Source organism: Peptococcaceae bacterium, assembly GCA_024655825.1.
GTDB lineage: Bacteria > Bacillota > Peptococcia > DRI-13 > PHAD01 > JANLFJ01.
On the sequence record JANLFJ010000035.1, the window covers coordinates 22,234 to 32,710 of the forward strand.

The 10,477-nt window shown below is 54.0% G+C and carries 8 protein-coding genes; all 8 read right to left on the reverse strand.

Annotation, left to right across the window (positions count from 1 at the left end; all coding sequences use genetic code 11):
• Positions 1-159: 159 nt before the first annotated feature.
• The 8 genes from NUV48_12310 to purD all read right to left on the reverse strand — a co-directional run bounded on the left by NUV48_12310 (position 160) and on the right by purD (position 10,393).
• Positions 160-1,854: a diguanylate cyclase gene (locus NUV48_12310; protein MCR4442922.1), complete on the reverse strand. Its 1,695-nt coding sequence runs from the start codon at positions 1,852-1,854 to the stop codon at positions 160-162.
• A gap of 171 nt (positions 1,855-2,025) precedes the next feature.
• Positions 2,026-3,684, reverse strand: a complete 1,659-nt coding sequence (locus NUV48_12315; protein MCR4442923.1) for an L-lactate permease — start codon at positions 3,682-3,684, stop codon at positions 2,026-2,028.
• Positions 3,685-3,717: 33 nt separating this feature from the next.
• On the reverse strand, positions 3,718-4,995 hold the full coding sequence (larA, locus tag NUV48_12320) for a nickel-dependent lactate racemase (protein ID MCR4442924.1): 1,278 nt from the start codon (positions 4,993-4,995) through the stop codon (positions 3,718-3,720).
• A gap of 23 nt (positions 4,996-5,018) precedes the next feature.
• The gene (locus tag NUV48_12325; protein ID MCR4442925.1) at positions 5,019-6,434 is read right to left on the reverse strand and encodes an FAD-binding protein; all 1,416 of its coding nucleotides are present in this window, start codon (positions 6,432-6,434) and stop codon (positions 5,019-5,021) included.
• A complete protein-coding gene (locus tag NUV48_12330) occupies positions 6,431-7,441 on the reverse strand; it encodes an electron transfer flavoprotein subunit alpha/FixB family protein (GenBank protein ID MCR4442926.1) in 1,011 nt (336 codons plus the stop codon). Before NUV48_12330 ends, NUV48_12325 begins: the two co-directional genes overlap by 4 nt.
• A 6-nt stretch (positions 7,442-7,447) precedes the next feature.
• Entirely contained in the window at positions 7,448-8,248 is an 801-nt protein-coding gene (locus tag NUV48_12335) for an electron transfer flavoprotein subunit beta/FixA family protein (GenBank protein MCR4442927.1), read from the reverse strand.
• 111 nt (positions 8,249-8,359) lie between these two features.
• Positions 8,360-9,082 (reverse strand): FadR family transcriptional regulator, encoded by a 723-nt coding sequence (locus tag NUV48_12340; GenBank protein MCR4442928.1) that lies wholly within the window; start codon positions 9,080-9,082, stop codon positions 8,360-8,362.
• A 45-nt stretch (positions 9,083-9,127) separates the two neighbouring features.
• The gene (gene purD, locus NUV48_12345) at positions 9,128-10,393 is read right to left on the reverse strand and encodes a phosphoribosylamine--glycine ligase (GenBank protein ID MCR4442929.1); all 1,266 of its coding nucleotides are present in this window, start codon (positions 10,391-10,393) and stop codon (positions 9,128-9,130) included.
• Between the last annotated feature and the right edge of the window lie 84 nt (positions 10,394-10,477).

Here is a 10,477-nt window from a genome sequence, read left to right on the forward strand (position 1 = left end):
CCGGGCTAATAAGACGCATTAGATGATACGCCGCAGCATGGGCGCCCGCCGGGCTTTTCAATAAATCCCCTCCGGAATACCTTCATATGCGTCAAAAACCCAGTGTTGCCTGTCCAAAACCCGATTATTCTTTCAACTTCATGACTAAACGATAATATTTTACACCACATCGCCGTCCTCATCAAGGAAAAGTCGCAGCTGCCTGCTGTCAGCTTCTTCCGCGAATATTTCCACGCGGTTTCGCCCTTTCTGCTTGGCCAGGTACATGGCCGCGTCAGCCTTTTTAATAAGATTTTCCAGGACCTCGTTTCCGTAAATCCGGCCCTTGGTCCCAAAATATGCCGCTATGCCCATGCTGACCGTAATTGTCAATGATTCTTCAGCCAGCTTGACTGGTGTTTGATAAATCTTTTTTCTTAAACGTTCAGCCAGCATCCTGGCCCCGGTCAAATCCGTATCAGGCAAAATGATGGTGAACTCTTCTCCTCCCAGCCTGGCAACAATATCGCTGATCCTGACATTGCTTTCCAGGATCCTGGCCAGGTGGATCAGCACAAGGTCGCCAATCGCGTGTCCATATGTATCGTTGACTTTTTTAAAGTAATCAATGTCCAGGAAAACAAGCGAACAGACCCTTTCTTTTCGCTGGACAAGTTCAAGCACCTGCTCGCCGCGTTTGAAAAAATACAGGCGGTTGGGAAGCCTGGTCAGCGGGTCGTACTGTGCTTCGGATTCCAGGTTCTCCATCAGCTGCTGTATTCTCTCCCCCATGGAACTGAAGGCTTCGCTCAGGAGCGCGAATTCCTCATAAACAAGCGAATCCAGCGAGAACCATGACAAAACATCTGATTTGTAATTTTCGCTGAAAACACCCACTTTCCTGGTAATTGCCGCCAGCGGGGCAACGATTTTTCCCGCCATTCGCCGGGCCAGGAAATAAGTGGACATGGTCATCGCCGCCAAAAAAACCGCCAGGAAAGGCAGCACTTTTTTTAGCCAGCCGCTCACCACTTCCCCTTTTTCAATTTCCACAACCAGCCCCCAGCCGCGCTCCGGCAGCCAGCGGTACGCCCCCAGCACCGGGACCTGCCGGTAGTTTAAATACTCCCCTGTGCCGTTTTCTCCGTTTATAACCCTATCGACACCCCTGGATCTGGCACTTAAACTGTATTTTGTCGTCCCATTCGCCAGCCCGTTGTCGGTAAGCGTTTGAGTGAACCGGGACTCTGTCAGCATCAAACCGCTTTCATTTACCAGGTAAGTTTCCCCGGTTTGACCGAAATGAAAGGATGAAACAAAGTCGTCTACTCTTGATAAACTCAACGTACCCAGAACAGCCCCCGATACCTCGTTGTCTTCGGAATAAACCGGGCTGCAGACAACCACTACGGGTTGGCCGTCTATTCTGCTGGTAAGCACTTCACTGGTGCAGCTTTTTCCCTCCACAGCCGCCTTGAAATAACCGCGGTCACCCACGTAGAGCAGGATATCTTCGCCTGCAGCACCAGTAACGATAAAGCCGTTCTTACCGGCAAAGTAATAAGAATCAAATTCCGCATCAACTCTTTGCTTGTATACCGCGAATGTCTCCTTGATTTCTTCCGCATCGCCGCGTCTTAGGGCGGGCAGCACGGAAAGCCTGTCTATTTCCCGCGCCCTCTCCCTGAACCAGCCGTTGATCATCATGGACTGCTGTTCACAGCTGTTTTGGAGATTAAGAAAAGCAAATTCCTTTATTGAACTGTACGAAAGGTATAAAAAAATGACCAGGCTCAACAAAACGGAAGCATAGCCGATTAACAAAAACCATTTCTGCAATACCTGGAAAAGCTTGGGTTTGCCGCGTGAAGGCACTCCTCGAACCTCCCTGGCGCTTCTCCTGCTCGATTTCAGGATGAGCAAAATTAGTGCTTGGAAAAACTATTCCAAATAGTTAATATATTATACTCCATCGGGAAAGTAAAGTAAATTCGCAAAAAAGCCCGGCCAATGCCGGGCTTTTGGTGCCATCATTTTTCCAACGGTTCAGTAAAGGTTGGTTACTCCCATCAGGAACATTACGAAAAAGGCGGCGGCCAAGCCGTACATGACGCAAGGGAAGAAGTTTCGCCTGATGATGGTTCCTTCCGCTCCTATTGTCCCCACCGTCGCGCAGACGGCCACGACGTTGTTCACGCAAATCATGTTGCCAATTGCCCCGCCCACCACCTGCAGGGTATTGATTAGGGTGTGGGAAATCCCCAGCTGGCTGGCCACATCGAACTGGAATGAAGAAAAAAGGATGTTGGAGACCGTGTTCGAGCCGGAAATAAAAGCCCCCAACACCCCGACAAAGGGCGATACCAGCGGCCAAGCGGTACCAAACATTCCGGCGGCGGCTTTGGCCATGGTCACCATCATGCTGTCCAGCTTCAGGGGGTTGAGGTTGGAATTCAGCATCAGATGAGTCATGCCCACCCCGAACAACAGGGCGATCGCGGCGCCGGAACACTTCTTGAAGGTAGCCTTCCAAGCCTTGGCAGCCTGCGCCCCCGTCATACCGTGAATGGGAATCATCAGGAGAGAAACCAGAATGAACGGGACTGTACCGGGCAAATAAAGGTACTGGAAAGCATATTTGAATTTTTCATATCCAAAAAACGGCGGTAAGGCAATCACCTGTTGAGTTATCCACCCCTTTATTCCCAGGCTGGGAACCCGGGTGACAACCAACAGCAGGGCAATGAGGACATATGGCAGCCAGGCCATGGACATGGACATCTTTAAGTTTTCTTCCCTGGCGCCGGCAGTCTCCACAGCGCTCTTCCAGTCAGCTTCCCACTTGCTGGAATCAACAAACTCCCAGGCGGTTTTTGGAGCCAGGAAGCCGGATTTGGCAGCATACAACACTACCGGCAGGCCGATCAGGGCGCCCACCAGAGAGGGGAACTCAGGACCAAACAGCCAGGCTGTTGCCATATAAGGAACAGTGAAGCAAAGGCCGGAAAAAATGGCGAAAGGAGCAGCGGCCAGGCCGTGTTTGACGGACCTGTCCTCACCGAAGAACCTAGTCAGAAAGCAGATGCCCAAAAGTGGAATAAACGTACCGCAGACAGCGTGGGTGAGGGCGACGTATTGGGTCAGACCCAGTTTGTAGACCTCGGCCGATACCGGCGCAGCGGCAGCAGTGAGATTGGCGCTAAGTGTGGACATGGCTCCAAAAATCGGTGTCCCGACACAGCCGAAGCTGACCGGCGTACTGTTGAAGATTAGGGCGACCATCGCCGCAGCGAGGGGAGGAAAGCCCAGCCCGACAAGCAGCGGACCGGCGAGCGCGGCCGGAGTGCCGAAGCCTGCCGCCCCTTCTATAAAGGCGCCGAACATCCAGCCGATGATGATGGCCTGGATGCGGCGGTCTTTCGTTACGCCCATGAAGCCGTTTTTAATTGTCGCCATGGCGCCGCTCTCGTCCAGGGTATTCATAAGCAATATCGCGCCGAAGATAATGACCAGCACGTCAAAGCCTTTCAGGGCGCCAAACAGGGATGCTCCCAAAACCGCCGCGATTTCCATTTTCCAAAAAACCAGGGCTATAACGGCGGCCAGCAACCAGCCCACGGGCACGGCCTTCTTGGCAGGCCAGTTCATACCTGCCATTAGAACGATAATAACAAGTATGGGCAAAAAGGCTAAAAAAGCCAGCATATAAATCCCTCCTTTTCGTTTTCTTCGTTTTCGTTATTGCTGCACAATCACCGCAACCCCGTCCGGGATAACGGTTACCTTGGCCCGGTCATCGCCAACCATTTTCCCGGCCATTTCCAGCGCCGCCGCCAGCGAAGGCGCCCATTTCATGTGCATGTCTTCGACCATTTCCCGCGGGGCGTCCGTCACCATGATCACCCGGTGTTTCAAGAGGACCCGGGCCAGGATTTGCGATTCCCACTGGTCGGGAACCGTTTCGCTTGCTCCGCGCCTGATGATGTCGTCCATGACCTCCCGCACTTCTTTGGCCTGGGCAAAGGTGCGGTAGAACCCCTCCCCGCCGTGCCCGTCGCTGCACTGCGAAGCCACGATAATGACCCCGCCTTCCTTGCAGGTAGCCTCGGCCGCCGTCATGCTCTTGACGGACTGGTAAATGTTCTGGTCAAGCGGGTAGCCGCCGTTGGTCGTAACGACGATTTCCGCCGGGGCGGCTTTGACCCCGGCCAGCTCGTTAACAAACCGGCAGCCTTCCTCGTGCGCCTTTTCAAAATCGCCGGCAAAAGCCTTTATCACCTTCTTCTCCGCGTTGATCACCACGTTCAGGATGAATTTCAGCCCTGCCGCCCGGGCGGCGTAAACCATATCCGCATGGATGGGATTCCCTTCGAGTATGCCGGTGCGTGATTTTTCGTGGGCGATGAACTGCGCGCAGTGATTGGCCAGGATGGTATCCTTGCTGGCGATGCCGGGAAGCACGCTTTTTCTGCCCCCGGAAAAACCGGCAAAGAAGTGGGGCTCGATGAATCCTTCCGCCGCCAGCAGGTCAGCATCCTTCACCAGCCGGTTAAGCAGCAGGGCGCCGCCGGAGGGAAGGGTCCCCAGGTTTACCATGTCTTCTTCCCGGAAGGCGTTATGTATGACAATGCGTTCATTCTCCACGATCGAATCACCGTACTTTTGCCGCAGTTCGCTTTCCGTGGTAGGCCGGTGATAACCGGTGGCTACCAGGATAGTAATCTCCGCTCCCGCATTTCCTTTCTTGACCTCTTCCAGCAAAAGCGGCATCGTGACATGACTGGGCACGGGGCGGGTGTGGTCGCTGGAGATTATCACCACCTTCTTCTTCCCTTTGGCCAGTTCACGCAGGGGCAAAGAAGCGATGGGGTTGTCAAGGGCTTTTGCCACCAGCGCCGTTTCCGTGTCTTCCGGCTGGTATTCATGGGCCCTGGACACAAGAAGTCCTGCGATCCGCTCATCCGGAATTTCCAGGCTCAAACTACCCGGACCATATGGCAGGCTCACCTTTGCCATCTCGATACACCTCCTTCCTACCTTTACATCTCGAAAATTTTTCCGGGATTCATGATGTTGTTGGGATCAAAGGCACGCTTTATCTTTCTCATCAGGTCTATTTCGTCAGGCCCGTAAAACAGGTGGATATACTTTTTCCTTTTCGAGCCGATCCCGTGCTCGCCGCTGATGGTGCCGCCGAGTTTTTTGGTGGCCTGGTAAAGTTCCAGCAGGGCTTCGTCTTCGCTCTTGTACCATTCTTCCATGGTGCTTGCCGGGTTCTTGACCAGGGTGGCGTGAAGGTTCCCGTCACCAGCATGGCCGTAAACGGGGATCTGCAGGCCGTACTTTTGGGAAATCCTCTCTATCTCCGGCATCAGGTCGGGAATGGCGGCAATGGGAACCACAATATCCTCAAGGCTCTGGTGGGGGCTGAAAACTTTAAAAGCTTCCGCGATGTTCCTCCTGACGCTCCAGACCCTCTCCTGGGTTGTCTTGTTATCGGCAACGTACACCTCGATTGCCCCTCCCTGCAAGCACAACTCGCCGATGGTCTCCGCATCGTCTTCCACCTGCCCGGCCCGGTTGCCGTCCACCTCAAGCAGAAGCATGGCCCCGCAGTTTTCGTAAGGCAGTTTTTCGTTGAGGTAACGGCAAGAAGTCTGCACGGACAGTTTATCCATAAACTCGATGGAGGTGGGTATAACCCTTCCTTTGGTCATGATCTCCGGGACCATGGCTATGGCGGTTTTGACGTCCTCAAAAAGCGCCAGCAGGTTTACCCTCACCGTGGGGAGGGGAAGAAGCTTGATCACGGCCTTGGTCACTATCCCCAGCGTTCCTTCCGAGCCGACAATGAGCTGCTTGATGTCATACCCGGTCACGTCCTTCACCAGCTTGCCGCCGAAACTGACTATCTCCCCGGTGGGCGTAACGAATTCCAGTCCCATGATATAACGCCCGGTGACCCCGTACTTTACCGCCTTGCCGCCGCCGGCGTTTTCAGCGATGTTGCCGCCAAGGTAACATGTTTCCAGGCTCATGGGGTACCCCGCAAAAAACAGCCCTCTTTCAGCAACCATGGCATTAACTTCGTTTGTAACCACGCCGGGTTCTAGAACCATCATCATGTTGTCGTAATCTATTTCCAGCACCCGGTTCATTTTTTCAAAGGAAATGACAATCCCGCCGTGTTCGGGAATGGCGCCTCCCGAAAGACCGCTGCCGGCGCCCCGCGGGGTGATTGGTATCAGTTCCCTGTTGGCAAGCCTGACAATTTCCGCAATCTCCTCCGCACTCCTTGGCGTTACCACCACTTCAGGCATGCGGGCGTACTGGCTCACCGGGGTTTCGTCGTGTGAATAGGCTTCCAGCTTTTCCTCGTCGGTAATGACATTCTTCTCGCCCACAATCGCGCCGAGCCGGGCTATGACCTCTTTGGTCACCGGGTTGTATTTCATTTTTTCACGACCTCCTTCTTCAACCTCTCGCACAGGGCAGGTACCACTGCAAAGAGATCGCCGGCGATCCCGAAATCAGCCACCTTGAAAATGGCGGCATCAGGGTCCTTATTAATAGCCACAATGGTATCCGCGGTTTTCATTCCGGCCAGGTGCTGGATAGCGCCGGAAATACCGGCGGCAATGTATAGTTTGGGGGTAACCGTTTTCCCGCTGAGCCCTACCTGGTGGGGATAAGACATCCAGCCCCGGTCGACAACCTCCCTGGAGCAGCCCACCACGCCACCCAGCAGCCCGGCAAGCCTTTTGAGGAGTTCAACGTTTTCCGCCTTTTTCAGGCCTTTGCCGCCTGAAACGATGATGTCGGCATCCTGGAGGTTGACATCTTCTCCTTCAACACGGCGAAAACCCACGCGTTCCACCCGGCCGTCGAGCCAGTCGATATTGAAATCCACCCGCACAATTTCCCCTGTTCTCCGTTCATCTCTCGCTGCCGGCCTGGTGGACCTGGGTCTAACCGTGGCCATCTGCGGCCTGTGCTCCGGCGTCTTGATTGTGGCCATAATATTGCCGCCGATAGCCGGCCTTGTTTGCAGCAGATTCCCCGTTTCCTCTTCAATATCCAGTTCGGTGCAGTCCGCAGTAAGGCCCGCCTTGACCCTCACGGCCACGTAAGGCATCAGCGTCCTGCCGCTGGAGGTGGCTCCGGCGAGTATAATTTCGGGCCTGTACTTGTTGATCAGGTTTACCAGAACATTTGCGTAATTCTCGACAATAAAGTGTTCCAGGAAAGGATGGGTTACCAGGTAAACCTTATCCGCACCGCGCAGGATCAATTCCCTGACCTCGCTTTCCTGTAGAGGGTAACCCATTAAAACCGAAATGAGTTCTGTCCCCAGTTTATCCGCCAGTTTCCTTGCCCTGGCCAGGAGTTCGAAAGATACCGTTTTCACCCTGCCCTGACCGGCTTCGGCGATAGTCCACACACTGTTATAGTTCAACTTCATCCCTCCTTACGCCAACAATTCTTTTTTTTGCAAAAACTCGACCAGCTGCTCAACGGCCTCCTGCAGGCTGTCCTCGTCCTGGGCTTTCAGCAGGACGCCCTTCCTGGCAACCTTGGGAGATTCAATTTTGACAACCCTGGTGGGCGAACCCTTTAACCCGATTCTCGTCGCCTCAATACCTATTACCCCGGCATCCCACACCGGGATGTTCTTCGCCCTGGCGGCCTTTTTCCCTCTCAGGGTGGGAAGACGGGGATCGCTTATTTCCTTTACTACCGTGAGAACAGCCGGAAGAGGAAGGCGAAGCATTTCATATCCTTCTTCCACCAGGCGCTCCACAACGATCCTGCCTTCATTAAGCTCGACAATCCTGCTGGTGTAAGTCGAGAGGGGCAAATTTAAAAATGAAGCCAAGCCGGGGCCAACCTGCCCTGTATCGCCGTCGGTCGCCCGTTCGCCGGCAAGAATAATATCAATCCTCTCAATTTTTCTGACCGCCTCGGATAACGCGTATGAAGTGGCCCACGTATCGGAACCGGAGAACTCTTTACCGCTGACCAGTATCGCCTCGTCGCACCCCATGGCCAGAGCTTCCCGCAGGGCTTTTTCCGCCGACGGAGGACCCATGGTGATGACAGTTATCTCTCCCCCGTATTTTTCTTTCAACTGGATACCCGTCTCAATGGCGTACAAATCGAGAGGGTTAATAATGCTTTCCACACCCTCCCGGATCATCGTCCCTGTCTTTTCGTCCATCTTTACATTGCTCGTTTCAGGGACCTGCTTGATCGGAATAACAATCCTCAAAACCAATCACTTCCTTCCTAATATTCGATTAGTCTAATATTATACTGGTCCGACCGCTTGGTATATAATATTCGTCATTAACCTTTATTTTCCTGCTAAGAAAAAAATTTTTTATTCCGTTTTCTCTATATTTTTCTTAATCAGGCCCTCAACATAATCAAGGTGATCCCTCATCGCCTTCATGGCTTTTTCAGAGTTTCCTTCCCGCAAGCCTTCAAAAATGCTGTAGTGCTGCCTGATAAAATTCATCATTGTTTCTCTATCGGAGACAAGTTTCGTCCTGGTGTTTTTGATGTGAAAGTCCATTGCCTGGGAAATGGCCATCATTACGTCATAAAGCACCCTGTTTTTGCTTGCCTTCGCGATCGTAAAATGAAACTTGGCGTCGGCCTTGACGCAGTGTTCCTCGTGCCCGGCGCTCTCTTCCATGATGCCGATATGCTTTTTCATCTCGGCCAGCTCTTCTTCGGTCACCCGCTCGGCAGCCAGGCGCACGCAGTCTATTTCCAGAACTCGCCTCAGCTCAAGCAGTTCCAGGGCCAGGTCGTCTTCCAGCATCAGAATGAGGGAAAGCGGCTCCAGGGCCATCCCGTTCCTGTGCTCCCGGATGAAAGTGCCCTCCCCGGGCCTGCTTTCGATCAGGCCGATCATCTCCATAACCCTGAAAGCCTCGCGGATGGAGGCCCTGCTGACATGAAACTGGCTCCTCAGTTCCCTCTCTGAAGGCAGCTTATCCCCTCTTTTGAGGCTCCCGTTGTAAATCATTTCTTTTATTTGTTCAATGACCTGCTCATACACCTTAATGTTCTTTATCGGTTTAAAGTTCTGCATCATGTTCCCTCCACCGCTGCGGTTTCCGGATCCCCCTTTTCCCTTTTCTTATCCCAGCGCCCTGCGGGCGATATCACTGCGAAACTGGCATCCCCAAAAGCTTATTTTCTTCACCGCCTGGTATGCCTTCTCCCGGGCTTCCGCAATATCGCGGCCCAGCGCCGTCACCGATAAAACCCGGCCCCCGGCTGTGACAACCCGGCCTTCCCGCAATGCGGTCCCGCTGTGGAAAACAACCGCCCCGCCGGCTTCCGCTTCCTCCAGCCCGCTGATGGGATAACCGGTTTTATATTCGCCGGGATACCCGGCGGAAGCCATTACCACTGTAATGCAGGCTTCAGGTCTCCAGTTTATTTCGACCTCGTACAACCTTTCTTCCACGCAGGCCAGGATTATCTCGCCCAGGTCCGACTCCAGCCTGGGCAGGACGACCTGCGTCTCCGGGTCGCCGAAGCGGCAGTTGAACTCCAGGACTTTGGGCCCTTCCTTCGTCAGCATCAGGCCCGGGTAAAGCACACCGCGGTAAGGACGCCCTTCTTTTTCCATGGCCTTGATGACCGGCTCCAGGATCTTTTCCCTTATTTCCCGCATAAGCGGACCTGTCCCAGCCGGCACAGGAGAATACGCGCCCATGCCGCCGGTGTTCGGACCCCTGTCGCCGTCAAAAACGCGCTTGTGGTCCTGGGCGGGAACCATGGGCACGATGGTTTTACCGTCGCAAAAGGCCAGTATGCTCAGTTCTTCGCCTTCCAGGTGCTCTTCAATCACTATTTTTTCGCCCGCTTTGCCGACGGCTTTGCCTGACAGCACCTTCTCGACGGCTTCGTCCGCCTCCCCGAGCGTCGGGCAGATCAGGACTCCCTTTCCGGCAGCCAACCCGTCGGCCTTGATTACCCAGGGACCTTTCATTTCCCGGGAAAACCTCTTGGCCTTTTCCACTTCGGTAAAAACCCCGTAGCGGGCCGTAGGAATGCCGTAGCGGCTCATCAGGTCTTTGGCAAACGCCTTGCTCCCTTCGATTTCGGCAGCCGCCCGGCTTGGGCCGAACGCTTTGACGCCCTTGGCCTCCAGCTCGTCGACCAGTCCCAGGGTAAGAGGAAGCTCCGGGCCTACCACGACAAGGTCAATCGCGTTTTGCAAGGCAAATTGGACCAAGCCCGGCACATCGTCAGCCTTCAAGGGGACACATTCGGCCAGCCGGCTTATTCCCGCATTGCCCGGAGCGCAGTAAATCGCGGATACCCTGCCGCTTTGGGCAAGTTTCCAAACCAAGGCGTGCTCGCGCCCGCCGCTTCCCACTACAAGGACTTTCACTCGCTTCACCCTCTTCACCGTTCCTCTCCCTAGCATGACTTTACGAAATAAATTTTTTTAGACCATTTTCACGTAATTTTAAGC

Coding starts and splice junctions, on each gene's coding strand:
- NUV48_12340 (MCR4442928.1), bottom strand. CDS start 9,082: ATGATGCAGAACTTTAAACCGATAAAGAACATTAAGGTGTATGAGCAG.
- larA (MCR4442924.1), bottom strand. CDS start 4,995: ATGGCAAAGGTGAGCCTGCCATATGGTCCGGGTAGTTTGAGCCTGGAA.
- NUV48_12325 (MCR4442925.1), bottom strand. CDS start 6,434: ATGAAATACAACCCGGTGACCAAAGAGGTCATAGCCCGGCTCGGCGCG.
- NUV48_12330 (MCR4442926.1), bottom strand. CDS start 7,441: ATGAAGTTGAACTATAACAGTGTGTGGACTATCGCCGAAGCCGGTCAG.
- NUV48_12315 (MCR4442923.1), bottom strand. CDS start 3,684: ATGCTGGCTTTTTTAGCCTTTTTGCCCATACTTGTTATTATCGTTCTA.